Raw genomic sequence first — 24,927 nt, 5'->3', positions numbered from 1 at the left:
CTTAGAGTTTTGCTTTAGCAAAACTTGCATCGTAACGCTTGCTTTCAAAGTTTTTCCGCGATTCGCAATTTGGCAGATCTTGCCCTCTGATTGACTTCCAGTTCTTGTTCTCCTGGGATAATCGGCTTACGCGTGACTAATTTCAGCGTACCTTCTCGTTTACATACGCATATTGGAAAGTCGGAAGGACACGTGCATTTCTCCACGTTGTTCACCATAATTTGCTTGCAAATTCGATCCTCTAGCGAGTGAAACGTGATAACGGCAACTCTTCCTTGTGGAGCAAGGCAGCGGATTGATTGCTCAAGCGCTTCTTCAAAAGCTCCTAACTCGTCATTCACGGCGATTCGCAAAGCCTGGAAACTACGCTTCGCCGGATGTCCGCCGGTTCTTCTTGCTGCAGCCGGAATGCCTTCCTTGATAAGCTCGACCAACTCACCTGTCGTTTCAATGGTTTTCTTGCTTCTCGCTTCTGCAATGACCGCTGCAATCCGGCGCGAAAACTTTTCTTCGCCATATTCATACAAAATTCGCGCAATTCGGTCAGGAGACCACTCATTGACGATCGTTTTGGCGGTTAATTCCGTCGTACGATCCATCCTCATGTCGAGCTCTGCATCATGATTGTAGCTAAACCCGCGTTCCGCTTCATCGAGCTGCGGAGAGGAAACCCCAAGGTCGAACAAAATGCCGTCTACTTGCGGTTTGCCGTCGCGAAGCGCTCTAGGCTCGTTCCGCAGTACATGTTCCAATTCGCGAAAATTGCTTTTCACAATTTTCACACGATCCAGGTATGGTGCAAGCACCTTTTGTGCATTCGCCAGTGCCGCATCATCCTGATCCAACGCGATGAGCAATCCCTCCGGTCCCAATTTGGAAGCGATCAGTGAGCTATGACCAGCTCCTCCCATGGTGCAATCGACGTAAACGCCATCCGGCTTTATATGTAAACCTTCAACAGATTCTTCCTTCAGTACAGTCACATGATGAAACACTTGGTGTCCTCCTAAAAAAGGTGAGACTTTGATCTCCGATCAAAGATCCCTATAACTCCCCATACTTTGCGGGGGCCCTTAATGTGTAACTACAGGTCAAAATTAAAGTCAACGAGCTTCTCTGCTATTTCATTGAATGATTGTTCGGATTCATTGGAATAGCTTTCCCAAATTTGCTTACTCCAAATCTCAACGCGGTTGGAAACTCCGATAACGACACAATCTTTTTCAAGCTTGGCGTGGTCAACCAGGTTACCGGGAATGTTCGCTCTCCCTTGCTTATCCAGATCGCATTCCGTAGCTCCGGAGAAAAAGAACCGGGTGAAGGCCCGCGCATCGGACTTCATCAGCGGCAGCGCTTTAAGCTTCTGCTCAAGTATCGTCCATTCCGATCTCGGATAAACGAACAAGCATTGGTCCAAGCCTCGAGTGATAACAAACGAGTCGCCAAGAGCTTCACGAAATTTGGCCGGAATAATCATTCGGCCCTTCTCGTCAATGCTATGTTGGTATTCCCCCATGAACATAGCATGGCGCCCCCTTTTCCTCCACTTTGTACCACTTTCCACCACTTTTTAATGTTTATTCGCCAAAAATGCAGCAAATCCTGCTACGAAGGCAGGATTTGCGAAATTATTTTTCAATTTTAGGTTTAATGTCCGTCTTTTGTCCCTTGACCCTCATCTTCAAGAGTGTTGAAAGTAGCATTTTGCGATTTGAGCTGATTTCTCATCTCTACGAGTTGTTTGTTTCTTTTCCTTCTATACATCCAGATCGGCAATCCGATAATGGCGGCAATGAAGATGACAGGCAGAGCAGCGGCCAAGAACACAAGAATACCTTGCAGAACCACAGCAAGTACATGTAAGCTGGAATTCCATGCTCTTTGAATACGTTCCTGCAGTGTTAGCTTATTCGGATCGGATAAAAGCGGCTTGTTGCCGGTTTGCTGATACATACGCAATTCAATGGTCGAGTACGCCACATTCTGATCCAGGTACCTCATCCGGCCTTTAATTTGTTCAATCTCACCCTGCACCTTAGATAATTCGTTTGAAAATGCGAGTAAATCGTCTGTTTTCGAAGCTTTTTCCATAAAACTAAGCAATCGTGTTTCTACCATTTGTTTGGCCTTCAAACGGGACTCCAGATCTACGTATTCCTCGGTTACATCCTGCCCTTGGACGTTACGCTGCAGCGAGGGGCTGATTTTCTCCAACCCGTCCAGCAAGGAGACAAACCCGTTTGCCGCCACTTTAATAGTGAACGTTCCACCCCTCTCCCCAGTGTTCGCATTCTCGGAGAATTGCAAAATGTAAGCTCCGCTCAGCGCCACCAGATCGCGCAACTGCGTCTGGGCTTTACTATAATCTTCAACCGGCATCACCAGGTTAGCGCGATAAATCAGCTTACGGTTAAAACCCGCCGCTTCATCGCTTCCTGTTGCCGGAATCACCGTTATCGGCGGTGTCTTAGCGGAAGCCTGAGCAGCAGCCGGTTGATTGACCGAGCCACTGGTTGTATTCGATCGTTCGGCTGGGGCAGCAGCATCAGAGCTGCTTTTTTGATCAGCTACAGCCATCGGTTTTTCTTGCAGATTGCCGCTCGATTGACTCGCCGCCTTGGCTTGGTCGGCCGTTCCGGCGGGTGAGTCGGACTTGGAGGCGCTGCAACCAGCGAACATCCAAGTTAACAGGATAACCAGGCTAACCATCAGCATCATCGATCGCCATGGCTTATTTCCTCGAATGCCTACCTTGATGAGTCCCTCTTGTTGTCTATCCGCTGCGCTGCTTCCTTCCTTTCGGTTGAACTTAAGCATGTTCCCTTTTCTTTGTTTGCCCCCCATTGCGCCATCTCCTCATTACCAGATATAGGTTATACACCCTATTAACGGTTGCGCGAGAAAGAAGGTTGCAGCGCCGCATCAGAAATTTTGATATCACGGCTTTACTCGATTAGGAATAAAAAAAAGCTTAAAGGAACCATATCGCTCCTTCAAGCCTTTTCCATAAATATTAATGCTCAGCCCAGCTGTCCAAATAAGCTTTTTGCTCATCCGTTAAAGAATCGATGCTGGTTCCAAGCGACTCCAGCTTGAATCTTGCCACTTTTTCATCCAGCTCGTAAGGCACATTAACGACCATTTTACCGATGCTTTGGTACTGTTCGTTGACATATTTCAGCGACATCGCTTGCAGCGCAAACGTCATATCCATGATCTCTGCCGGATGTCCGTCTCCCGCAGCAAGGTTCACGAGACGCCCTTCGGCTATGATGAAGAATTTGCGGCCATCAGCCAGTCGGTATTCCTCAATATTGCGGCGAACCGTACGTTTGGATACCGACATCGCCTCTAGTTCAGGCTTATTAACCTCAACGTCAAAGTGACCTGCATTGGAAAGAATGGCACCGTCTTTCATCACTTTGTAATGCTCGCTGCGGATTACGTCACGGTTACCCGTTACCGTCACGAAGAAATCGCCCAATTTAGCCGCTTCAATCATTGGCATGACCTTAAAGCCATCCATGTAAGCTTCGACAGCTTTAATCGCATCAATTTCAGTAACGATGACATTAGCGCCTAATCCTTTGGCACGCATCGCCACACCTTTGCCGCACCAGCCATACCCGACAACAACGACGGTTTTACCGGCCACTACAAGGTTCGTCGTACGGTTAATGCCATCCCAAACGGATTGTCCCGTTCCATAACGGTTATCAAACAAATATTTGCAGAAAGCGTCGTTCACGGCTACCATCGGGAATTGAAGCTGGCCTTCTTTCTCCATTGCCTTCAAACGCAAGATCCCCGTTGTCGTCTCTTCAGCTCCGCCTCTAATGTTTACGAGCAAATCTTTACGCTCGGAGTGTAAAATAGTTACCAAATCGCCGCCATCATCAATAATCAAATCAGGCTTCGATTCAAGTGATTTAATGAGCAGTTCCTTGTACTCTTGAGGACTAGGATTGTATTTGGCAAATACGGTAATACCATCCTCAACAAGGGCCGCGCACACGTCATCTTGCGTGGAAAGCGGGTTGCTTCCCGTAATTGTGACTTCTGCGCCGCCGGCTTTAACAACCTTAGCAAGGTAAGCGGTTTTTGCTTCCAAATGCAAGGAAATCGTCACTTTCAACCCTTTGAAAGGCTGCTCTTTTTCAAATTGCTCGCGGATACGGTTTAATACCGGCATATGCGCCTGTACCCAATCAATTTTCAAATGGCCGTCCGGGGCCAAGTTCATATCGGTCACAATACTTTTATCCATTGTGTTCATTTCATTTCCCTCCTATAAATAATAAACGCGATGCATGCCGTCTACCGGAATAGGCGTTGTAACCAACGCAGTCAGCCAATCATTCCCATATCGGTTCATATAAGCACACCCATTATACACTCTTTCTTGCGGCTTGGCTAACGGCACTACGGTAAGCCGAATGCGTTCAAGCTGTCTAAGCGCAGAATCAAACTGAGTCCTGTAGGCATCGGAAGCTTTATGCTCAAGAAACTCGATTTGTTCCACGATTTTTGCCAAGTTCGTCTCCCCGAGCTTTTTCAGACCAGGGTTAATTGTCGCCAGCGATTCAACGAGCGGTTCATAACTGGCGCAGAATTCCGCTTTTACAGCGTCGAATCGTTCACCAAGCTTCAAGGTGTCCTGTGCGTCCAACCACTCCTGCTTCTTCTGATCAAAACGTTCAAGCACATCCTCCAGGCTTAACCCATATTTGTTCATATGCTTATGTACAGTACCCTCAATCAGCGTGAATTCCATGCGCGGTGCAATAATGGGCATTTTCATCCCAAAATGTTCGAACGCTTTTCCTGTCTGCGCCCAGTAAGCAATCTCACCTGGACCTAGTACCGCGGCCAGTACCGGGAACAAAAACTCCTGCATCAAAGGTCGCGTCATCACGTTGTTGCTTAACATTTCCGGCGAGGTTACCGCAAGGTCATGCAATTGCGCCCGCGTATACGTATAGTCTTTCTTTTTATCGGTAAAATGATCACCTTCACGATGCAGCAGCAACCGCTGTCCTCCTGCAAATACAAACAGATTTGCACTATCCTCGGAAATATCAGCTTGCGCCATATAACCTGCAGCTTCGACTTGGTCGCGTCCCCGCACAAGTGCAGCGTTAAGGATCTCATTGTGCAAAACAAGCTGTTCAAACATGGAAGACTCCAGCTGCCTGAGCGCAAGTTCATCCGAGTCGATCAACACGAGACCATGCTCACCAAATAAAGCTGCCATCCACCTGGCGAATGAGTCGGACAACGTGCTTGCCCCTTCCGTTGTTTGCTGGAGCTTAGCGATCAGTGAAGCTTTGAACTCTGTATCCATCAGCGATTGATCCAGATTGTTAAGCGCTTCTTTCCATGCTTCCGGACTTAGCGGAAGCTTGCTGACTGAAGTACGCTGCCCGGTTGGATGGTCGACTTTTAATTTCTCAACCTGCTGCGTGCCCGATAAAGCGTAAATGTGATTCACTTCGTCAAAATCATGATCCTCGCCTGCGATCCAGAAGACTGGTATGACCGGCTGACGCAATCTCTCGCTCCACTGGCGCGCGAGTTGAATAATGGTAATCGCTTTGTAGAGAACAAGCAATGGACCTCCAAAAAGCCCTGCCTGCTGCCCCCCAACAATCGTCAAAGCGTTCTTGTTGTTAAGAGAATTGATATTCTCCAATGCAGCAGAGAAGTTGCCAATACTTTCGTTATATGCGGTTAAAACTTGAACTAATCGATCGCGATCCGCTCGCGGAGCTTTTGCCTCTTCAGTTAACCAAGCTGCACGCTCCTCCCAATCTTTGGTGTTGCGATAATGATAAGGGAACAAATCCTTGGCCAGGTCATTATCCATGATGTAATCTTCGGCAAGAATCTGACTTTTCTTCCAATGAAAAGTTTCCATTTGCATAAGCGACGCTGTCTCCTCTTTATCCCAAATAAAAAGACGTTCTTCATTTTGATTGTACACGTATGACCGGCAATCGTCAAAACTGTATTTATTTCAATTACATTTCAAGTCCTAATCACGACGAAAAGCCGCCCCTTTCGGGACGGCTCTAGATGGTTTAATACAAATGACATGCTACGAAGTGGCCAGGCTCTACTTCCTTGGTTGCCGGCATCGAAGCTGCACATTCCGGCATTGCTTTCGGGCAACGCGTGCGGAACGGACATCCGCTTGGCGGATTCAATGGGCTTGGTACATCTCCCTGAAGAATGATGCGCTCGCGTGTACGCTCCACTTCCGGATCCGGAATCGGGATCGCGGAGAGCAGGGATTGCGTATACGGATGCAGCGGTTTTGCATATAGATCGTCGGATGTAGTGACCTCTACGAGGTTACCCAAGTACATAACGCCGATACGATCAGAAATATGCTTCACCATTGCTAGGTCATGCGCGATGAACAAGTAAGTCAAGCCGCGCTCTTTTTGCAGGCGTTTGAACAAGTTCACGACTTGCGCTTGTACGGATACGTCCAGTGCGGAAATCGGCTCATCCGCAATAATAAATTGCGGCTCGATCGCAAGTGCGCGGGCAATCCCGATACGCTGACGTTGACCGCCTGAAAACTCATGCGGGAAACGGTTAGCGTGCTCATCATTCAAGCCGACAGCGCGAAGCAATTCCATAACTTTTTCTTTACGCTGTGCGCCTTTATAAAGACCGTGAATGTCGATGCCTTCAGCAATAATATTTCCAACTGTCATACGCGGGTTCAAGGATGCGTAAGGATCTTGGAATACCATCTGCATATTGCGGTTAAAATCTTTCAACTTCTTGCCTTTCATTTGGTGAACATTCTCACCGTTGAAAAGCACTTCGCCAGCCGTTGCGTCATAAAGCTTGATGATCGTTCTTCCTGCTGTCGATTTACCGCAACCGGACTCTCCAACGAGACCGAAAGTCTCGCCGCGGTTAATCTCTATTGAAAAATTGTCAACGGCTTTCAATATTTTGCCGCCGCCAAGATTAAAATGCTTCTTCATGTTGCGAATTTCCAAAATGGATTGATTAGGCATGTTGATTACCTCCTACTCCTACAGGACGTTCAACGTTTGGAGCATCAGGGTGCAGCAGCCAGCAAGCGGCGCTGTGCGTTTCAGATAACTTCGTATGCTCAGGATCCTCTTCCAGGCAATGGTTCATCGCATATGGACATCTCGCTGCGAACGCACATCCCTTAGGAGGTGCAAACAGATCCGGCGGAGTTCCTGGAATCGGAATCAGTTCTTCATCACTGTTCGTATCAAGGCGCGGAACCGAGCGAAGCAATCCCCAGGTATATGGGTGCTCCGGTTTATAGAAAATTTCATCAACAGTTCCTTGCTCGACGATTTTCCCCGCATACATAACTACTACACGTTGAGCCATATCAGCCACAACACCAAGGTCATGGGTAATTAAGATAATGGATGAGTCCGTTTTTTCCGAGATAGTTCTCATCAAATCAATGATTTGAGCTTGAATCGTTACGTCGAGAGCGGTTGTTGGCTCATCGGCAATAAGAAGCTTCGGCGAACAAGCAAGCGCGATCGCAATCATCACACGCTGTCGCATACCGCCGGAAAGCTCATGCGGATATTGATGAATACGACCCTCAGGGTTGTTAATGCCAACAAGTTTCAGAATCTCAATTGCGCGCTCTGTTGCAGCCTTTTTAGTTAAGCCCTCGTGCTTAACCAAACCTTCAGTGATTTGGTCGCCGATTTTCATCGTTGGATTGAGCGATGTCATCGGATCTTGGAAAATCATACCCATTTCGGAGCCGCGGATTTTCTCCATCTCTTTATTAGACAGTTTCGTAATATCTGTTTTGCCGTCAAACAGGATCGAACCGCTTTTTATATAGCTAGGCGGAGTAGGAATTAAACGCATGAGCGTTTGCGCGGTAACGGATTTCCCGCAACCGGATTCTCCTACAATCGCCAATACTTCACCTTTTTTCAAAGAAAAAGATACGCCGCGAACAGCTTGAACTTCCCCCGCATACGTACGGAAAGAAACTTTCAGATCTTTTACTTCCAGCAAATTATTGTTGGTGCTCATCTATCATTCACCCCTTCTTACTTGCGCATTTTAGGATCAAGCGCATCGCGAAGCCCATCGCCTAACAAGTTAAAGCTTAATAGAATTAAGCTGAAAACGATAGTAGGAAATATAAGGCGATGCGGATATAAACGGATATAGTTCGCGCCGTCGGACAGCAAGTTACCCAGCGATGCTAGCGGCGGTTTAATACCAAGACCGATGAAGCTCAAGAACGCTTCAGTAAAAATCGCTGTTGGCACTACAAACGTGATTTGTACGATGATAATGCCGAGCGCGTTAGGAATCAAGCTGCGCATAATAATTCTTATTGGAGAAGCGCCCAAAGTACGCGATGCAAGTACAAACTCTTGTTCTTTTAAGGTAAGCATTTGACCGCGAACCAACCGCGCCATTGGAACCCAACCCGTTATGGCCATAGCCAATATAATTGTCGGAATACCTGGTCCGATAACCATAATGAGAAGAATAGCGATTAACAGATAAGGAATAGAATAAACAATCTCGATAGCACGCTGCATAACTTCATCGACACGACCACCGTAATAAGCGGAGATTCCGCCATAAATGACACCGATGACTAAATCAATGAAAGCAGCAACAATCCCGATAAACAACGAAATTCTTGTTCCCCACCAAACCCGCGTCCATAGGTCGCGTCCGAAGTCATCGGTCCCAAACCAGTGTGCGCCTGAAGGAGTTTGGTTTTTAATTTTCAAGTTTTGCGTCTGATAATCGTAGCTAGAAACAAAAGGTACAACAATCGATAATACCATCAAAGTAACTAGTATAATTAAGCCAGCCATAGCCAGTCTATTTTTCTTAAGTCGTCTCCATGCGTCCTGCCAATAGTTGAGCGAAGGTCTTACGATTCTTTCGCTACTCAAAGATGTGCTTGAAACGGGAGCAAACTTGTTGTTGTTCTCGGTTGTTTGCGATGTAGTTTGCATCATTTACTTCCCGCCTTTCCCAAGACGAATTCTAGGGTCAATAAAGCCGTACAGTACGTCTGTAATGAAGATTACTAGTATAAGAATGCTTGAATAGAAGATAGTCAAACCTGAGATCATCGTATAATCATTCGAATAAACGGAAGATACAAAGTGCTTGCCCAAACCTGGTACAGAGAAGATTTGTTCAACAACGAGCGTACCCGTGATGACGTTTACAAATATTGGTCCAATGATTGTAATAACCGGCAATATGGCATTACGGATCGTATGCTTAACAACTACAGTGAGATTGGTAAGACCTTTTGCCTTAGCTGTCTTAATATAATCCTGATTTAAAACGTCCAACATGGAAGTCCGCATCAAGCGTGCCAGGATCGCAATCGTACCAAATGAAAGTGCAATCGCCGGTAAGATCTTGTAACTTGGTCCCTTCCACAAACCTGCAGGCAGAATTCCCCATTTAACGCCAACGTAGTAGGACAGTAACGGTCCAAGTACGAAGGATGGAACTGAAACCCCTAATACCGCAATGAACATAGCTGTATAATCGCCGAATTTATTATGTTTTAACGCGGCTGTTATACCTAAAAACAAACCTACAATTATTGCAATTGCGATCGCAATCAACCCAAGTTCAAGGGAAGAAGGAAATGCTTGTTTAATAATATCCGTTACTGTACGAGCAGGGAATTGAAAGGAAGCTCCTAGATTACCATGAAGGATATTATTCAAGAATGTAAGATACTGCTCCCATAACGGCTTATCCAGTCCGTATTGCTTCAATAACATCGCTTTCGTTTCTTTCGGAATCCGTTCAGAGCCTTCTCCCAGCGGATCCCCAGGCAAGTTTTTCATCAAAACGAATGTAAACGTTGAAATAAGCCATAACGTAATAAGCGCATATAAGAAACGGCGAAGAATGAACTTAACCATAGTGCTCCTCCTTATATTAGTTTTATGATCCAAGAAATTTAAAAGAGGCCGCTCCCACGAGGTGCGAACGGCCTCTTCTCATGATGCAATCGTACTTTTCCGACTATTACTTAACGGAAGTCCACTTCAGTTCCCATTCCTTACCGAAGGAAGGAAGCAGCAATCCTTCAATGTTAGGCTTTTTCACGTAAGCACGTGTACGGAAGTAGAGTGGCGTAATACCTTGATCGTCCATCAAGATTTTCTCAGCTTCGATCATAGCTTTCGCACGCTTGGAAGCATCAGTTTCCGTTTGAGCTTGTTTAACTAAAGCATCGTATTGCGGGTTGCTGTAGTCGCCTTCGTCAAACTCGCCGCCGGTTACCCACATATCAATAAATGTCATTGGATCGTTGTAGTCAGCGCCCCAGAGGGAAAGTACCATTTCGAAATCTTTCTTGGAGGAAAGTTCGATACGCAGAGCATGCGGAAGCGGATTAGCTACCGCTTCGAATCCAAGGTTTTGTTTCCATTGAGCCAAGATGAATTCAAGCGACTTTTTAGCTGTCTCTGTATCGTCAGCATTGATTTTCAGCTTAGGAAGAGCTGTCACGCCTAGCTCTTTCAAACCTTCATCGAACAGTTGTTTAGCTTTAGCCGCATCAAACTTAGGTTGTGTCTCGCCTGCAGATTTACGGAAGTCGCCGCCAGCGCCATCTGCAGTACCAGCAGGTACAAGACCTGTAGATGCTACGGAACCGTTAGCAAGAACTGTATCTACGAATGCTTGACGGTCGATTGCCATACCAAGCGCTTGACGGATCTTTTTGTTAGCAAGAGCAGGCACTTTTTTCGTTTGGTACATAACGTAAGCGTTAGTTAACTCTCTTTTTGGCGTGCTGTCCGGCTTTCCTGCGTATAGTTTCAACTGATCGCCTTTAATTTCAGTCAAATCAGCTGCATCTGTTTCGTAAAGGTTCAAACCAGTGTTTGTATCTTTCACGATGTTGACAGTTGCTTTAGTCAACTTCACGTTAGCTGCATCCCAGTACTTGTCGTTTTTAACAAGCTCAAGGGTTTGTTCATGTTCCCATTTAGTCAATTTGAACGGACCAGCACCGATAACTTTATCAGCGTCAGCGCCGTATTTGTCGCCATATTTAGTAACGATGTCTTCACGTTGCGGGAAGAATACAGGGAATGCAAGCAATCCTGTAAAGAAAGCAACCGGTTTTTCAAGTTTGATTTCCAGTTGTTTGTCGCTAATCGCTTTTACGCCAAGAGCATCTTGTGCTTTTTTAACGTCTTCAGGAGTTTTAGCTTTAGTTACCGCTTCTCCGCCTTTAATCCAAGCAACGATAAAGCTGTATTGAGCTTTTGTTGCCGGATCAAGCGTACGCTTGAAGGAGTATACGAAATCTTGCGCTTTCACCGGTTGACCATCGGACCATGTAGCATTGTCGCGAATGTCGATCGTGTAAGTCAAACCGTCAGCAGAAATTTTAGGGAAGTCTTTTGCAAGACCTGGAGTCGGCTTACCATCTTTGTCTTCACGGTACAAACCTTCGTTAAATGCGTTAATCATCGTGAACGCTGCGTTAGCTGTGGATTTGGAGTTATCCAATACTGGCGGCTCTGCACTGAAGTTGATTTTGATTTCTTGCGGTTTGTTGGAAGCCGCTGGCGCAGCAGTTCCTTTTGCATCCCCAGCCGGTGAAGCAGTTGGTGTTTCACCACTTTTAGCACAACCAATTGCAACGCTACCCATAAGAGTAAGAGCTACTGCTGTTGAAACCCACTTTGTCGCTTTCATTAAAACTCCTCCTTTAAAATTATGTATATCTAGTTTATGGTCAGGTGTTGTGATAGTTTTACTAACATAAACTTAACACCGAGAACCCGAAGGTGAATTTTGTAGCCGTGAACTCTCATTATCATGTCACATTATCTAACAAAATTCTCTGGTAAAAAAAATTACTAGAGTATACGCAAGGAATTATAACATATTGCAAAATAATGTCCAGCGTTAATTTACCTTTGTTAAAATAATATTGAGAAATGGTTCTCACGGTTTCTAATTATACAACCAACGGTCAATAAAATCTATATGAATTTCTTTGTTATTTTCTACAATTCTCAAAAAAATATTACAATTGAACTAATTTCACGAAGATATGTAAGCACTTTCTTGAATGATTATGTCGAAAAAATAAAATTTTTTCCGATATTCAGTAGGAACAAAACGATATAGAGCGCCGAAAGTCCCAGAAAGCTTAATCTCCATACGACGCGGCTCACTTTTAATAGTTCGGTCTTCCCTTTCAAATGGGTTTGGTAGCCGCCAATTATCCCAAATGAGATCAATAGAACCAACATAATCAGCCAGAAACCAAACGTAGACTGAAACAATTGATTCCACATTAAAGAGACGGAACCAATGAGAAATACAGTCGTGATATCCATCGTCAGTCTTGTCGTTATTTTCTTGTCTTTTAAAAAGAAGTAAACAATAAACCATAGAATTACAAAAGTGATAAATGGAGCAACTGCAAAAATAGCATAAATCGTCGAAAAGAAGTTCATTATGAAGCTCATTAACAAATCACCTACTTATTCAAGGGCTTTCACGACACAATAGACGGTTTGGTGGACAGCAAGCTCCAGCTTCAACTCTTTAGCGATACGCAGCAAGCTGCCATTCATGCTGTCAATTTCCGTGCCCTTGGCTTGCATTAGATCCTGAAGCATCGAGGAATGATTCTGAGCGGTTGCTTTACAAACATGCAGCAGCGTTTTCCATAGGTTATCAGGCAGTTCAATACCTTTTGCACCTGCAACGAGCATCGCTTCATCGTAAAGCTCGCGCATAAGCGACATGGCCCACGGCGACTCCAACAATTCTCCATTTCTCACACGCAAAATAGCGGTAAGCGGATTGATCACTGCATTCATGATCAACTTGCTCCAAATCCGTACTTCCATCTCATTCGACACTTCGGCTTCAATTCCTGCCGTCTTTAATAAATCCTGCAACAAAATTTGCGATGCTTGGGGCGGCCCGCCTTTTCTAGTCAATGAACCTAGATATGTAATACCATGGCCAGTATGATCAACCTTGGTTAAACCTTCTTTTCTCGCTGCTTCTGTTGTTACAGCAAGAAGAAGCTTGTCTGATCCAACTGCGCTTATCAGCTTTTCTTCATGCCCAATTCCATTCTGGAAACAGACTACGATTGTCCCGGCAGACATACTATCTTTCAAATAAGAGATAAATTCATCCCGAATAGCCGGTTGCTTGACCATAACAAAAAGGAAATCCGGATGTTTGTCTTCTTTTACACTTTCATCATAGCTTTGGAAACGTATGTTGTGCTCATTCGAATTCGTTGAGATCACTTTATCGCCGTCCAAGCTAATACCTTGCATTCGGAGCGCCTCTGCTTGTTCCCTTGTTTTTGTCACAACGGTTATATGATCACATACCGTAAAAAGCTTGGCTCCAAATAACAAGCCTAGTGAGCCTGCACCTACTATCATAATGCGCATTTAAACGAAATCCTCTCCACGATCGTTGTTTCTTTGTTACATTATACCATTATGTCTACCTAAAGGTTAAAGCTTGTTCAATTATTAAAAAAAGCCCCGGCTTAAGGGGATCACCCTTTTACCGAAGCTTCGTTGAGGCTCTACATGTTTATTTGTTAGTCTACTCTTTCTAAATTCCCGTTTGCATCCATCTTGAAGCGCGGCTTCCCATCTTCTTCCTCTTCAACAAGGAAGGCCAATTTTCTCGCACGATCCATGATTTGGATTAATGCTTTATAATCATCATTGACGACACGGTAGTCTGTTTCCACTTCATTCACTTGCTTGTTCAGCTTGTCATTCTCCCGGCCTAGCCTATCTAGTTCGTCTTCTTTGTCCTGCAATTCTTTCTCCAAATTTTTGATATGCCTGTTCATATCTTGATACGTATTTCTCCATTGACGAAGGAATCTGATTACCGCATCAATCGAAAGCGTTTCTTCCGTAAAAGAATCTGGTTTGCCCGAAGTCAAATCCGAGGCGTCGAGCATTGCGATTGAAGAACTGGAAATGCTGACAGCAGCGTGTTTTTTGAGTTGCGTTCGCTTTTGACGTTGTGCTTTCGCTATTTGAATGGCTGCTTCATACTTCTTTCTAACAAAACTGTTCCAACGGAATCCACATGCGGCCGCTGTGCGGCCAATTCGCTCGCCCACTTCTTCAAATGCGGATAATTGCGTGCTTCCTTCTCGTATGTGACGCAGTGTCACCTCCGCCAAAATCAAATCGTCTTCATCGCTCCAAGCATCTTGTCTAATTGCCGACATAAGGTCAATCCTCCTATGCATCTAATAAAGAGAATCAATTCGTAGGGAGTAGGGATAAATTGATTCGTGCCATTATTACTATTTCTATGCCCATACTAGAGTTCATAGAATCTATTTGATACTAAATGGTATTGCCAATTTTTTTGACACTCATACATGGAGTTCGGATAAAATGGAATACTACGCTTATATGATGAAATGTTTTTAATTTCGTCACCTTTTGACGGTTTACACTGTTCGGATCAAAAGGTATAATGTGATGTAGTAAAAGTGCAACGTGGTATGAGAGGGGGATATAACGAGAATGGATCGCATGTTTCGGGTTCTAGGTTTTTGGACACTTGTAATCGCTTTGATGAGCTTAGCTGGAAATATGATTCCGATGGCTCTGATTTTCTTTTTCCAAACAGCCGTATTCGTCATTCTGGGCTATATGCGCTTATCAGAACGCACTTACATATTGTTGTTCTGGGGATATATGATTATTTCCTTCGGCGGATTTACGTACTGGTCATTTTTCAAAATGTCCGTTTAATCCTGCCGCCACAAAAGACAAACAACAAAAAGGTGATCCGACTCATTGGCAGTCGGATCACCTTTTTTTCTTGGCGATAAACACCTTAAACAACTCACTCATCTGATCGCTAAGCAGCAGCTGACGAATAGCCCGGTTTCTTTTGGAGACCTCACTGAACGGATTCGGGTCAAAATGGTCTTGTAGTTTTTGCAAAATCCCCTGCTCCACTAAAAATTCACGCTGCGTTTGAAGCGTGCAGGTTGTGAAGCCGCTCCGATGTGCGGAATCGATGCAGGATGTGAAGTTCACATGCGATGTAATATCCTGTTCACCAAGCGCAATAAACGGATTGTCATGAGCTTGATGTTTGCGGTAGCACAACAACGTTCCCTGGTGACGGTGTGCGGCATAAAGCTCCTCTTCACGGTCACCGTAATCAATGATCATACAGCTTCCACTGATCATATGTGCAGCTACTGAGCCTACCCATGCTTCAGCGGCTAGATTCAGCTCTGCAACTTGCCCTTCAGCCCATTGAACTTCTAGCCGATCGATATAGTCTAATAAAGGCTTAGCGTCAAGTGGCAGCCAATTTTCTTCAAAGATTTGTTCCTGAGCGTTCCATGAAACGTAAGATTCTTGGAACTTCCTGTCCTGAAACCGAATCCGGTGAACAGGGAATGCATCCAACAATTCATTCGCCAGAACATAGACGTTATCACGAGATCCCTCGGTAAACCATTCATTTTCACTCATGAATTGAATAAGATCAATGTGCTGCTCGAGCGTCTGCCTTTGCAGCCCGCGATGAAAACCGCTTGATTCGATGATCGTATAGGACAAACGAGAAAAAATAGATGGTGCAATGAGCTTAATTTCATTAAGCAAGTGCAGAGCCAATCGCCCATTGCCTCCACCCCATTCAACCAGATGAATGGGGTCATCCGAGGAAGTCTCCGTGCTTATCTGCGAACAGATATACGCTGCTACCATCTCCCCCATGACGGATCCGATAGAGGAGCTGGTGTAGAAATCACCGTCTTTGCCGATTTTTGAATTCGGATTTCGATAATAGCCTCCTGGCTCGCTATATAAACAAATATTCATAAAATCCCGAAATGATATCATTTGCTTCTCGCTTTGCCGAATTGCGGCTAGCAAGGCGTTTACAACATCAGGATGTCCGAGCTGTGTGTTCAAACGCTTTCCCCCATTTCTTTACTTGAAGACAAACGAAAAAGAAACCTTTATAATGAAAAAGGATTACGGAAGGAGAGACATAAAAGCATGTCCAAAAAATGGTTGACCTTAACGGTGGCAGCTGCGATCAGCGTCACATCGTTAACAGCATGTACCGATAACACGAAGATTAAAGAAACAGCCCTGCTAGCGCTAGACAAACAAAAAGAGATGAAATCGTACACGTTCGAAGGCAGCACAACATTATCGATTAGCGATGCCTTAATGAAGTCCGCAAACCCGCTAACGAATGGGTTACTGTCTCTAGTCAGAGAAAGTACGATTGAATGGAAGGGGATCAGCAATGTCGACCCGCTTCAATACCAGGCTGATTTGAAAATAACGCCAAAGGGATCGTCATCGCCAATTGAGATTCCAGTTCTCATTAAAGATAGCAAAATGTATTTTAATATGCCAGCTTTAAATAAAACGACTGAAGAGTACTACGCGATCGATTTGCAGCAAATGAGTCAAAACAGTAAATCGCCGCTTACCCTCGACAGTTTAAAAAATACGTCCCATCTGACGACATCGGTTGCCGGATTGATTTTTAGCGGCACGGATGCCAAATGGTATAAACAAGAGAAGAATCCGGTTAAGCTGGCGGATGGAACAACCGCTTCATCCATCAATCTGGAAGTAACGAGTAAAAATGAAAAGGAACTTAACGCCATACTTCAAACTAAAATGCCTGAACTCATAAGTTTACTTCAAAATAATGGGTTGCTCACAGCAGACAAAGCAGAACAATTGAAGAAGTCACCGGCAAGCGCGGTACAAATCCACGCTCCTAGCAAACTGATTCTGGCTATTGATGGTCAAGGCTTTATCCGCGACGAATCATTGGATATCAACTTCTCCATTACCACGGCGGAAGGCAAAACAGCTGCAAATCACATTTCCTTGCATCAAACTTATGATGCGATCAATCAAGCAACAGCATTAACGAAAGAAGTTCCGAAAAACATTAAAAATTTCGATGAGATCCTCAAATTAATCACTCCTGAAAAAAAATAGATCCATTTCAAAATACTTGCCTCTTCCCCGAGGCAAGTATTTTTTTGTGCTTCATTTAATAGAAATATGATAATCTGTTCATAGGGGGAGAGTTCGTTAGATGAAATATAAAATTGCAGCCATTATTATGTCGGTATTATTGATTCAATCCATAACATTCGGGGCCTATTCGGTCCTTGCGGAAGAAGTCTCGAACGCGCCCGACGAAACGAAACAACTCGTGCAAAAGGGGCTTACCATTTTTGAAATCGATAAAGAGGTCGCCCGTTTAAATGAACAAGATGCCAAAATCGTCGAAGAGATAAAGCAAAACGAACGCGATATAGACAAGCAAAACAAAGAAGTTGAGAACACAAGACAGCACGCCGGCAAGGTGCTGCGAGCATATTATACCGGTGATCGAGACTCTATCTGGATGCTGATGTTCTCCGTCACCTCTTTTGCCGATGCGCTCAAAATGTTCGAATATTTACAAATGATTATCAATAATGATCACAGGGCATTAGCCAATTTCACCGTATCTTTCGAAAAACTGAAAGCTTTGCGCGGTGAACTGGAAACTGCGCGCATAGAGCTGCAGAAGACGAAGGATAACTATCTATTACAGCGTGATCGACTCGTGAAACTTCAAGAGGAGCTGGATAAACAGCTAGCTGTTAGCGCGCAAGCGGCCGCCATCCAGGAGCAAATCAAGAGCTTAAACAATGAATGGAAAGAACAAGGCGTACCGCTTTTCCGGGAATATTTGAACAACCTGTCCGCTGCTTTCAAAGAGCTGCCGCAACATGTCACTGAAGGAAGCAATAAATATCTGGACTTATCCAATTTCAAAAATCCCGTCATCACCATAACGGACACCGACTTTAATACATACATTCATAGTAAAAATGAACTTCTTCAAAATTTGAATTTTGAATTTGCGGACGATAATATTATGGCCAAGGGGAGAAAGGGTGAGGTCAGTATTGAGCTGCAAGGAACATTTGTCCTCAAGGAAAATCCCGATATGAATGAAGTCCAATTTATCGTGAAACAGCTCGAATTCAATGGATTTCAGCTACCGGATACAACGATTGATGATTTCATGAAGGAATTTAGATTAGGCTTCGTACCCAGGAAGATTGTCAATTATCTGGATGTCGTAAGCGTCGAGACGAAAAAAGGCGTTGCTATTGTAAAGCTCAAACTCAATCTGTGATCAAAAGCGAGGAAATGCATAATGGAATCGAAAATAGGATTGTTGATGGATTTGCCGGATGATAAAGTCCCCGGCTTTTACGCACAAATCGTTAAGGCTCTTGCCGGCAAGGTTCAGTTATTCGACAGGGACAAGGAAATGCTCATTGTCAGCGATGAGGATCAGCGGCAAGCTGCACTGGAGATCATGGCTCACTACAAGATTGAAACAGAAATCATGCCTCTCCGCCTTTTGCCGGAAGAAGCGGAATTAACTGACTTATTTAGCGATTACGGCTTCATAAGCCGTGCTGATCATCCTTTTTTCTATGAAAAGCTGATCCGCACATTTCGCATTGTGAAAACAAGCGATCAGGCGGAAGTAGAACAAGCACTTCTTCAGATGGAAGAACACCTGCTTGCTCGATATACAGAAAAGGGACAGAACATTTTTGTCGTGGACCGGCAGTTGGAAGAGCTCATGCACGGTATAGCGAAAGCCTATAAATGTCAAATAGAAGTTCTAGTCTAATTCGATAAAAACCTGGAAAGCCCCCATCCCAATCGGGACGAGGGCTTCTATCATTTAGAGCAGATCCGCAGCTAACTGCGCCAAATGGGAACGTTCACCCCGTTCAAGCGTAATATGACCGCTAATACTTTCCTGTTTGAAACGCTCCACCACATAGGTGAGTCCATTGCTGGACGCATCGAGATACGGATGATCGATTTGATCCGGATCGCCTAGCAGTACGATCTTACTGCCTTCCCCGACGCGAGAGACGATCGTTTTCACTTCATGCTTCGAAAGATTCTGAGCCTCGTCGATAATGATGAATTGACCCGGAATCGAGCGCCCGCGAATGTAGGTTAGGGCTTCAACTTGAATGCTGCCGAGTCCGGCAAGCACTTTATCGATGTCGCCCGGTTTTTTCGTATCGAATAAAAACTCCAAATTATCATAGATCGGCTGCATCCACGGACGCAGCTTTTCGTCTTTTTCCCCTGGCAAATAACCGATGTCTTTTCCCATTGGAACTACCGGACGAGCGATCAGCAACTTCTTATATTTGCGTTCATCTTCAATTTTCATAAGGCCCGCCGCCAGCGTTAACAGCGTTTTGCCGGTTCCCGCTTTCCCTGTCAGGGTGACGAGCGGGATATCGTCGTTGAGCAGAAGCTCGAGCGCCATGCGCTGCTGGGCATTACGAGCCGCAATGCCCCAGATCGGCTCATTGCTCATAAAGAGCGGCTCCAGTTTTTTGCCTTCGGCATTCACTTTCAGTAGAGCCGATTTGGATGTACCAAGCTCATCACGCAAAATAACGAATTCGTGCGGATGCAGCATATAGCCTATATTAAGCGAATTCACGCTCAAGTAACGATAGGAGTAAAATTCATCAATAATGGAAGGATGAACATGCAGCGTTAAATATCCCGTATACATGTCGTTTTGAGCAACGATTCTGTCTGTTAAATAATCCTGAGCAGTTAACCCGAGCACATCCGCTTTAATGCGCACCAGTGTGTCTTTGCTGACGATGACGACGGGTCTTGGAAGGTCATTCGATTGTTCTTCAATATGATAATTCAGCGCTACAGCGAGAATCCGATTATCATTCGTGAGTTCGGCAAAGGTTTCTTGCAGCTTTGTAAAGCTGCGATGGTTCAACTCTACCTTAATACTGCCGCCTTGCTCGAGTGTGATACCGTCGGACAAAGTCCCCTTAGCCCGCAGGCCATCAAGCAACCTCGATACATATCTTGCATTTCGACCAATCTCATCGGCATTTCGTTTTTTCGAATCGATTTCCTCCAACACCACGGCGGGTATGACCACTTCATTATCTTCGAATGCAAATAATGCATTAGGGTCCTGAAGCAGCACATTGGTATCTAACACGTAAATTTTTTTCATTATATGTCCCCTCCCGGATTTGGCGTTAGATCTTGATTCATACATACATCCTAGTTATATAGGACAAACTAAACGCGAGATTCAAGGAAAAGAAAGGAACGATTCTAGTGAGACAAATCTGCCTGATGTTGCTGGTGCTGTCTCTCACAGCCGGCTGTAGTCAAGCGCCTAATAATGGTGCTGCCCCCCCTCAAGATCCAACTAATAATCAAGTCAAAGTACAACAAATCGCGCCGCAAAAGTTAGAAATCAAAGATTCTCAAGCAGTTGCGGATCGTTTGGAGCAGCTGGCCACCAGCATACCTGAGGTCGAAAACGCACATTGCGTCGTCTTCGGCAATACTGCCGTCGTTGGTATCAACATCAAAAAGGACTTAGATCGAGCGAAAGTCGGAACAGTCAAGTATTCTGTAGCGGAAGCACTCAAGAAAGATCCCTATGGTGTCAATGCCGTCGTTACAGCAGATATGGATTTAGACCAACGCTTACGCGACATTAGAGATAATGTAAGGGCAGGTAGACCTATGACCGGATTTGCCGAGCAAATGGCGGATATCGTAGGCCGCATTATGCCTCAGTTGCCGCGGGATATTCGCAATCCGCCAGTCAATCAGGCGCCTAACGACGCGAACCAAGTTGGCAATCCAAACCTATAATTCGCGGAAATACAACAAAAAGCCTGACTGCGTACGCAGGTCTAGGCTTTTTTCATCGCATCAAAAACTTGTCCGGCGGGCTTCTCAGCAGCACGGATGTCGTAAGTTTTTTCAAATTCAGGCTCGGTCACAAAACGGGCGCCATAAAACATAACGTCTTGGGTGTTTAGAAGCAAAAACTTCTCTCTTTGCAGGACTGAGTACAACTGCTCCGGTAAAGCTGTGATGAGTTCAGCCATGTCGTTCGCGCCTCCTATAAGGTGGTGAAAAACGATTCTTACGCTTTAAGTATAGCATAGCCGGTGGCGAGCCTACCACCATTATGCATCTATTTTTTGTACCATGCGAACACTCCTTTTACACCCAGTTATACCTTATTGTACGCCCAATTGAGAAAGATATGTCGCGAAACGTAAGCGGCTATTGATTATTATATTTCGGATTCGAGTTAATATCCTCCAGCAGCTTTTCGGCTGATTCACGATCAAACTGCTGTTTCTTGCCGATCCCTTCTTGTTCATAAGCAATGAAAATAGCCGGAGAATCCTCTTGTATGATATAAAAGTTACTGACCGAATGATCCTCTTCAAGGATTAAAGCAAAAAAATCACGGGTCTCGCGGGCAGCCTCATCATCCGGCCTCGCTTCCGTAACAATTTCCATTTGAAGCCAGTTGAACAATGCATCTTGCAGCTTCACGTCAGACCCCGTCCTCTCTTAGCAAAATAACGTCCCATCCGCTTTTCAGCCAATCCAGCCAAAGCTGTTTCCATAATAGTTGCTTGTCAGAAGAAAGTTCCGAATTGTTATCGTCCATAGTTGAAACCAATTGCAAGACTTCTTGCGGGTTCAAAATACGATCCAGAAACGCTTCAGCGCAATGAGACAAATGATACGGACGGCCATCGAACACAATCTCGTAAACGTCTGACAAATCCAGCTCAATAAGCTCAGAACCGCATAACTCTTCGTCATCACTCAAAAGAAGACTCGCTTTAAACATGGGAAGCAATCTGGGATGCAGCTTATGAGCGGCCTCCCGAAACGAGTCGAGTTCATGCAACGGTTCGCAGCAGACCCGATCCGCCCCAAACTGTAATGGAAACTTATGAATAATTGGAGTCAGCCAGTATTTCGTCATTTGCCCCTCCTACAGAAATCTTATCGGGATGGCTTGTTTCCGCTTCTTTTCTCGACAAAGTAGCGTATACGAACGAGCAGCATCAGAAATACGGCTATCGCTAAGCTGGGCACGATTGGCAAGCCTGCCACCTGGAAAAAGAGCAGCATGACGGAGCCGATTGCAAGCAGTATATAAATGATTAGCGCCTTCAAAACGGGCAGCTTGCGGGTCCTGAATACTTTGTTGTACACATAGGTCATAAGGACAAAAATAAGTATGTAGGTAATAAAAATATGGTTACCAAACCATTCCGTCATGGATGACTCACCTCATATATTCAATTAGCTGATTATCATGCATATGTAAATACAGGGAAAGGGAAATGAGGCATTATGCCCACATTTCCCTTTTCTCCTATACAAACCCTGATTAAACGCCAGCTTCGGACATTTTACGGTGCTTCTCAGCACGCTCGCGCTCGCTTTTGTTCAAAATCTTTTTGCGCAGACGAACGGATTTCGGAGTAATCTCGCAATACTCGTCGTCGTTCAAATATTCAAGCGCTTGTTCCAAAGAGTAAAGGCGTGGAGTCTTCATCTTCACAGTCTCTTCTTTGTTCGCAGAACGGATATTATTTACTGCTTTTTCTTTACAAATGTTAACGATGATGTCATTGTCGCGCGTGTGCTCGCCTACGATCATACCTTCGTAAACTTCCGTTTGCGGATGTACGAACAAGATACCGCGGTCCTCAACGGACAAGATACCGTACAACGTGGATACGCCCGTTTCACTGGACACAAGCACACCTTCATGACGTCCGCCAACGCCTGCGCCTTGGTAAGGACCGTAGCTATCGAAAGCGTGGTTCATAATTCCGTAGCCGCGAGTCAACGTTAAGAAGTTCGTTCTGTAACCGATCAGACCGCGAGCAGGGATCAGGAACTCCAAGCGAACGTTGCCGCTGCCATTGTTGATCATGTTGACCATTTCAGCTTTGCGGGAACCCAAGCTTTCCATAACGGAACCCATGCTGTCTTCCGGAACGTCGATAATCAAACGCTCGATAGGCTCCATTTTCTGGCCGTCTACCACCCGAATGATAACTTCCGGCTTGGATACTTGCATCTCGAAGCCTTCGCGGCGCATGTTCTCGATCAGGATACCGAGGTGAAGCTCACCACGACCGGATACGATAAATGCATCCGGACTGTCTGTGTCTTCTACACGCAAGCTCACGTCAGTTTCCAATTCTTTGTAGAGACGCTCACGAAGTTTACGGGAAGTCACCCATTTGCCTTCGCGTCCAGCGAATGGACTATTGTTCACCAGGAACGTCATTTGCAGCGTCGGCTCATCGATTTTCAGAACCGGAAGCGCCTCAGGATGCGCCGGATCCGCTACAGTTTCACCAATATTGATATCTTTGATACCGGAGATGGCAATGATATCGCCAGCAGCAGCTTCTTCAATCTCAATTCGTTTCAAGCCTGTGAAACCGAATAATTTCTCGATTCTAGCTTGTTTTGTAGCACCTTCGCGAGTCATTACAGCTACGGTTTGACCTGCGCGAATTTTACCGCGGTTGACACGACCTACACCGATACGGCCAAGGTATTCGTTGTAATCCATCAACGTTACAAGGAATTGAAGCGGCTGTTCTACATCCTCAGTCGGAGATGGGATATGATTCACGATCGTCTCATAAATCGCGTGCATGTTCTCATCTTGTTTCTCAGGATCCAAGCTGGATGTCCCTTGAAGGGCAGATGCATAAACAACGTGAAAATCAAGCTGCTCGTCAGTTGCGCCAAGCTCAATGAACAGGTCCAGAACTTCGTCCACAACTTCAGCAGGGCGAGCGTTCGGACGGTCAATCTTGTTAACGACAACTACCGGAGACAGGTTTTGCTCCAACGCTTTACGAAGCACGAACTTCGTTTGCGGCATTGTACCTTCAAAAGCGTCGACAACGAGCAGAACGCCGTCAACCATTTTCATAATCCGCTCAACTTCACCGCCAAAATCGGCATGGCCTGGTGTATCTACGATATTAATCAAATAATCTTTATAAGAAATGGCTGTATTTTTCGCCAAAATGGTAATCCCGCGTTCTCTCTCGAGATCGTTGGAGTCCATTGCTCTCTCTTGTATAGCTTCGTTCTCCCGGAATGTGCCGGATTGTTGAAGCAGCTTATCTACGAGCGTTGTTTTCCCGTGGTCAACGTGCGCGATGATCGCGATATTGCGAATCTTGTCTCTTGCGTGCATGAATGTCAAACCCTCTCTACCCTATAATTTTCGTCTCTGTTCATAAAAGAAGCGTCGGACAAAAGCGCCGACGCTTGACATTTATATTTATTATACGCAAAATCTCGACATTATGCAAGGTAAAAGCCAATAAACACAAAACATTTACAAGGTCGGCTGAAGTTTTACCACGATCTTGGCCGGCGCAAAATCAAGGCGGCGCCAGCTAGAACAAGCAGCAGTGCAATAACATAAATGCCTAGCTTGAATAAAAGTGTCATTCCGAAAAATACAGCCGCAATAATGCCCAAAACCATTGCAGCAATCAGAACGCCGCGATCGCTGCTGCGATCGAATAAATGAAGCTCGTATAACCCGACAGCCACACCCAAAATAAATCCTGGCCATAAATAGCTCATAGAACCCCAGCCAAAGAGGTTGCAATAGAAAAACATCAGCGCATACGTTGTTAATATGCCTCCTGGTACAAGCACACCAGCGGGCAGCGTGCGATTAAAGAATAGCAAATGGAACAGAAGTCCAGGAATAAGCAGAGCAAGCGGCCAAAAGAAGGAAGCGATAAAATGAAAAACACCCAGCTTGCCAAGCAGTAAAACTACGGCCACACCGATTAACAGAATTCCAATGGAGTAGCTATTTCTAGCCATACGAATCCCTCCCGATTCACTAGTCGACGGGATGTCCAGTTCGACACCCTTCAACAATTAGTGTATCGCACCTTGGATAAAA

The 24,927-nt window shown here is 45.1% G+C and carries 26 protein-coding genes; 5 read left to right on the top strand and 21 right to left on the bottom strand.

The window, feature by feature from the left end:
* Window positions 1–44: 44 nt before the first annotated feature.
* The 13 genes from rsmH to ICC18_RS03320 all read right to left on the bottom strand — a co-directional run bounded on the left by rsmH (window position 45) and on the right by ICC18_RS03320 (window position 14,281).
* Window positions 45–995, bottom strand: a complete 951-nt coding sequence (gene rsmH / locus ICC18_RS03380; protein WP_188172951.1) for a 16S rRNA (cytosine(1402)-N(4))-methyltransferase RsmH — start codon at window positions 993–995, stop codon at window positions 45–47.
* Between the two features lie 89 nt (window positions 996–1,084).
* Window positions 1,085–1,522 (bottom strand): division/cell wall cluster transcriptional repressor MraZ, encoded by a 438-nt coding sequence (mraZ, locus tag ICC18_RS03375; RefSeq protein ID WP_188172950.1) that lies wholly within the window; start codon window positions 1,520–1,522, stop codon window positions 1,085–1,087.
* A gap of 125 nt (window positions 1,523–1,647) precedes the next feature.
* Window positions 1,648–2,844 (bottom strand): DUF4349 domain-containing protein, encoded by a 1,197-nt coding sequence (locus ICC18_RS03370; RefSeq protein WP_188172949.1) that lies wholly within the window; start codon window positions 2,842–2,844, stop codon window positions 1,648–1,650.
* 169 nt (window positions 2,845–3,013) lie between these two features.
* On the bottom strand, window positions 3,014–4,276 hold the full coding sequence (locus ICC18_RS03365; RefSeq protein ID WP_188172948.1) for an adenosylhomocysteinase: 1,263 nt from the start codon (window positions 4,274–4,276) through the stop codon (window positions 3,014–3,016).
* 12 nt (window positions 4,277–4,288) lie between these two features.
* Window positions 4,289–5,923, bottom strand: a complete 1,635-nt coding sequence (gene bshC / locus ICC18_RS03360; protein WP_188172947.1) for a bacillithiol biosynthesis cysteine-adding enzyme BshC — start codon at window positions 5,921–5,923, stop codon at window positions 4,289–4,291.
* Between the two features lie 157 nt (window positions 5,924–6,080).
* Window positions 6,081–7,037: an ABC transporter ATP-binding protein gene (locus tag ICC18_RS03355; RefSeq protein ID WP_188172946.1), complete on the bottom strand. Its 957-nt coding sequence runs from the start codon at window positions 7,035–7,037 to the stop codon at window positions 6,081–6,083.
* Entirely contained in the window at window positions 7,030–8,064 is a 1,035-nt protein-coding gene (locus ICC18_RS03350) for an ABC transporter ATP-binding protein (protein ID WP_188172945.1), read from the bottom strand. Before ICC18_RS03350 ends, ICC18_RS03355 begins: the two co-directional genes overlap by 8 nt.
* 17 nt (window positions 8,065–8,081) lie before the next feature.
* Entirely contained in the window at window positions 8,082–9,014 is a 933-nt protein-coding gene (locus ICC18_RS03345; RefSeq protein WP_188173215.1) for an ABC transporter permease, read from the bottom strand.
* A gap of 3 nt (window positions 9,015–9,017) precedes the next feature.
* On the bottom strand, window positions 9,018–9,950 hold the full coding sequence (locus ICC18_RS03340) for an ABC transporter permease (RefSeq protein ID WP_188172944.1): 933 nt from the start codon (window positions 9,948–9,950) through the stop codon (window positions 9,018–9,020).
* Between the two features lie 106 nt (window positions 9,951–10,056).
* Window positions 10,057–11,742, bottom strand: a complete 1,686-nt coding sequence (locus ICC18_RS03335; RefSeq protein ID WP_188172943.1) for a peptide ABC transporter substrate-binding protein — start codon at window positions 11,740–11,742, stop codon at window positions 10,057–10,059.
* Between the two features lie 383 nt (window positions 11,743–12,125).
* On the bottom strand, window positions 12,126–12,524 hold the full coding sequence (locus tag ICC18_RS03330) for a DUF3397 domain-containing protein (protein WP_188172942.1): 399 nt from the start codon (window positions 12,522–12,524) through the stop codon (window positions 12,126–12,128).
* A 15-nt stretch (window positions 12,525–12,539) separates the two neighbouring features.
* Complete coding sequence (locus tag ICC18_RS03325) at window positions 12,540–13,475, bottom strand: ketopantoate reductase family protein (RefSeq protein WP_188172941.1); 936 nt, start codon at window positions 13,473–13,475, stop codon at window positions 12,540–12,542.
* Window positions 13,476–13,630: 155 nt separating this feature from the next.
* Window positions 13,631–14,281 (bottom strand): RsfA family transcriptional regulator, encoded by a 651-nt coding sequence (locus tag ICC18_RS03320; RefSeq protein WP_188172940.1) that lies wholly within the window; start codon window positions 14,279–14,281, stop codon window positions 13,631–13,633.
* Window positions 14,282–14,585: 304 nt separating this feature from the next.
* Between ICC18_RS03320 and ICC18_RS03315 the strand changes: the two genes are divergently transcribed.
* Window positions 14,586–14,816, top strand: coding sequence for a DUF2626 domain-containing protein (locus ICC18_RS03315; protein ID WP_188172939.1), 231 nt, complete (start codon window positions 14,586–14,588; stop codon window positions 14,814–14,816).
* Between the two features lie 57 nt (window positions 14,817–14,873).
* On the opposite strand, the gene ICC18_RS03310 is transcribed toward ICC18_RS03315, so the two are convergent.
* Window positions 14,874–15,998: a class I SAM-dependent methyltransferase gene (locus tag ICC18_RS03310; protein ID WP_188172938.1), complete on the bottom strand. Its 1,125-nt coding sequence runs from the start codon at window positions 15,996–15,998 to the stop codon at window positions 14,874–14,876.
* Window positions 15,999–16,085: 87 nt separating this feature from the next.
* On the opposite strand from ICC18_RS03310, the gene ICC18_RS03305 reads away from it, so the two are divergent.
* The 3 genes from ICC18_RS03305 to ICC18_RS03295 all read left to right on the top strand — a co-directional run bounded on the left by ICC18_RS03305 (window position 16,086) and on the right by ICC18_RS03295 (window position 18,762).
* Window positions 16,086–17,054, top strand: coding sequence for a hypothetical protein (locus ICC18_RS03305; protein ID WP_188172937.1), 969 nt, complete (start codon window positions 16,086–16,088; stop codon window positions 17,052–17,054).
* A 100-nt stretch (window positions 17,055–17,154) separates the two neighbouring features.
* Window positions 17,155–18,252 (top strand): coiled-coil domain-containing protein, encoded by a 1,098-nt coding sequence (locus ICC18_RS03300; RefSeq protein ID WP_188172936.1) that lies wholly within the window; start codon window positions 17,155–17,157, stop codon window positions 18,250–18,252.
* Between the two features lie 21 nt (window positions 18,253–18,273).
* Window positions 18,274–18,762: a hypothetical protein gene (locus tag ICC18_RS03295; RefSeq protein ID WP_188172935.1), complete on the top strand. Its 489-nt coding sequence runs from the start codon at window positions 18,274–18,276 to the stop codon at window positions 18,760–18,762.
* A 54-nt stretch (window positions 18,763–18,816) separates the two neighbouring features.
* Here ICC18_RS03295 and ICC18_RS03290 read toward each other — a convergent pair whose 3' ends face one another.
* Window positions 18,817–20,148: a PhoH family protein gene (locus ICC18_RS03290; protein WP_188172934.1), complete on the bottom strand. Its 1,332-nt coding sequence runs from the start codon at window positions 20,146–20,148 to the stop codon at window positions 18,817–18,819.
* Window positions 20,149–20,273: 125 nt separating this feature from the next.
* On the opposite strand from ICC18_RS03290, the gene ICC18_RS03285 reads away from it, so the two are divergent.
* A complete protein-coding gene (locus ICC18_RS03285; RefSeq protein ID WP_223192329.1) occupies window positions 20,274–20,804 on the top strand; it encodes a YhcN/YlaJ family sporulation lipoprotein in 531 nt (176 codons plus the stop codon).
* 41 nt (window positions 20,805–20,845) lie between these two features.
* Here the strand turns inward: ICC18_RS03285 and ICC18_RS03280 are convergent, their stop codons facing one another.
* The 6 genes from ICC18_RS03280 to ICC18_RS03255 form a co-directional block, all read right to left on the bottom strand.
* Window positions 20,846–21,043 (bottom strand): PNPOx family protein, encoded by a 198-nt coding sequence (locus ICC18_RS03280; RefSeq protein ID WP_188172932.1) that lies wholly within the window; start codon window positions 21,041–21,043, stop codon window positions 20,846–20,848.
* A gap of 181 nt (window positions 21,044–21,224) precedes the next feature.
* The gene (locus ICC18_RS03275) at window positions 21,225–21,503 is read right to left on the bottom strand and encodes a hypothetical protein (protein ID WP_188172931.1); all 279 of its coding nucleotides are present in this window, start codon (window positions 21,501–21,503) and stop codon (window positions 21,225–21,227) included.
* A gap of 1 nt (window position 21,504) precedes the next feature.
* Window positions 21,505–21,945 (bottom strand): hypothetical protein, encoded by a 441-nt coding sequence (locus tag ICC18_RS03270; protein ID WP_188172930.1) that lies wholly within the window; start codon window positions 21,943–21,945, stop codon window positions 21,505–21,507.
* Between the two features lie 20 nt (window positions 21,946–21,965).
* Window positions 21,966–22,244 carry a YlaH-like family protein gene (locus ICC18_RS03265; protein WP_188172929.1) on the bottom strand — a complete coding sequence of 93 codons (279 nt, stop codon included), beginning with the start codon at window positions 22,242–22,244 and terminating at the stop codon, window positions 21,966–21,968.
* A 112-nt stretch (window positions 22,245–22,356) separates the two neighbouring features.
* Complete coding sequence (gene typA, locus ICC18_RS03260) at window positions 22,357–24,198, bottom strand: translational GTPase TypA (RefSeq protein ID WP_188172928.1); 1,842 nt, start codon at window positions 24,196–24,198, stop codon at window positions 22,357–22,359.
* A 164-nt stretch (window positions 24,199–24,362) separates the two neighbouring features.
* Window positions 24,363–24,845, bottom strand: a complete 483-nt coding sequence (locus ICC18_RS03255) for a hypothetical protein (protein WP_188172927.1) — start codon at window positions 24,843–24,845, stop codon at window positions 24,363–24,365.
* Between the last annotated feature and the right edge of the window lie 82 nt (window positions 24,846–24,927).

Origin of the sequence: Paenibacillus sedimenti, assembly GCF_014534655.1 — a bacterium.
In the GTDB taxonomy this organism is placed as follows: Bacteria; Bacillota; Bacilli; order Paenibacillales; family NBRC-103111; genus Paenibacillus_E; species Paenibacillus_E sedimenti.
This window is presented reverse-complemented; position numbering and strand designations above follow the sequence as displayed.

Coding starts and splice junctions, on each gene's coding strand:
- ICC18_RS03370 (WP_188172949.1), bottom strand. CDS start 2,844: ATGGGGGGCAAACAAAGAAAAGGGAACATGCTTAAGTTCAACCGAAAG.
- ICC18_RS03315 (WP_188172939.1), top strand. CDS start 14,586: ATGGATCGCATGTTTCGGGTTCTAGGTTTTTGGACACTTGTAATCGCT.
- ICC18_RS03265 (WP_188172929.1), bottom strand. CDS start 22,244: ATGACGGAATGGTTTGGTAACCATATTTTTATTACCTACATACTTATT.
- ICC18_RS03365 (WP_188172948.1), bottom strand. CDS start 4,276: ATGAACACAATGGATAAAAGTATTGTGACCGATATGAACTTGGCCCCG.
- ICC18_RS03285 (WP_223192329.1), top strand. CDS start 20,274: ATGTTGCTGGTGCTGTCTCTCACAGCCGGCTGTAGTCAAGCGCCTAAT.
- ICC18_RS03280 (WP_188172932.1), bottom strand. CDS start 21,043: ATGGCTGAACTCATCACAGCTTTACCGGAGCAGTTGTACTCAGTCCTG.
- ICC18_RS03320 (WP_188172940.1), bottom strand. CDS start 14,281: ATGTCGGCAATTAGACAAGATGCTTGGAGCGATGAAGACGATTTGATT.
- ICC18_RS03300 (WP_188172936.1), top strand. CDS start 17,155: ATGAAATATAAAATTGCAGCCATTATTATGTCGGTATTATTGATTCAA.
- ICC18_RS03340 (WP_188172944.1), bottom strand. CDS start 9,950: ATGGTTAAGTTCATTCTTCGCCGTTTCTTATATGCGCTTATTACGTTA.
- ICC18_RS03290 (WP_188172934.1), bottom strand. CDS start 20,148: ATGAAAAAAATTTACGTGTTAGATACCAATGTGCTGCTTCAGGACCCT.
- mraZ (WP_188172950.1), bottom strand. CDS start 1,522: ATGTTCATGGGGGAATACCAACATAGCATTGACGAGAAGGGCCGAATG.
- typA (WP_188172928.1), bottom strand. CDS start 24,198: ATGCACGCAAGAGACAAGATTCGCAATATCGCGATCATCGCGCACGTT.
- ICC18_RS03325 (WP_188172941.1), bottom strand. CDS start 13,475: ATGCGCATTATGATAGTAGGTGCAGGCTCACTAGGCTTGTTATTTGGA.
- ICC18_RS03345 (WP_188173215.1), bottom strand. CDS start 9,014: ATGCAAACTACATCGCAAACAACCGAGAACAACAACAAGTTTGCTCCC.
- ICC18_RS03270 (WP_188172930.1), bottom strand. CDS start 21,945: ATGACGAAATACTGGCTGACTCCAATTATTCATAAGTTTCCATTACAG.
- ICC18_RS03295 (WP_188172935.1), top strand. CDS start 18,274: ATGGAATCGAAAATAGGATTGTTGATGGATTTGCCGGATGATAAAGTC.
- ICC18_RS03355 (WP_188172946.1), bottom strand. CDS start 7,037: ATGCCTAATCAATCCATTTTGGAAATTCGCAACATGAAGAAGCATTTT.
- ICC18_RS03255 (WP_188172927.1), bottom strand. CDS start 24,845: ATGGCTAGAAATAGCTACTCCATTGGAATTCTGTTAATCGGTGTGGCC.
- ICC18_RS03350 (WP_188172945.1), bottom strand. CDS start 8,064: ATGAGCACCAACAATAATTTGCTGGAAGTAAAAGATCTGAAAGTTTCT.
- ICC18_RS03330 (WP_188172942.1), bottom strand. CDS start 12,524: ATGAGCTTCATAATGAACTTCTTTTCGACGATTTATGCTATTTTTGCA.
- bshC (WP_188172947.1), bottom strand. CDS start 5,923: ATGCAAATGGAAACTTTTCATTGGAAGAAAAGTCAGATTCTTGCCGAA.
- ICC18_RS03305 (WP_188172937.1), top strand. CDS start 16,086: ATGTCCAAAAAATGGTTGACCTTAACGGTGGCAGCTGCGATCAGCGTC.
- ICC18_RS03335 (WP_188172943.1), bottom strand. CDS start 11,742: ATGAAAGCGACAAAGTGGGTTTCAACAGCAGTAGCTCTTACTCTTATG.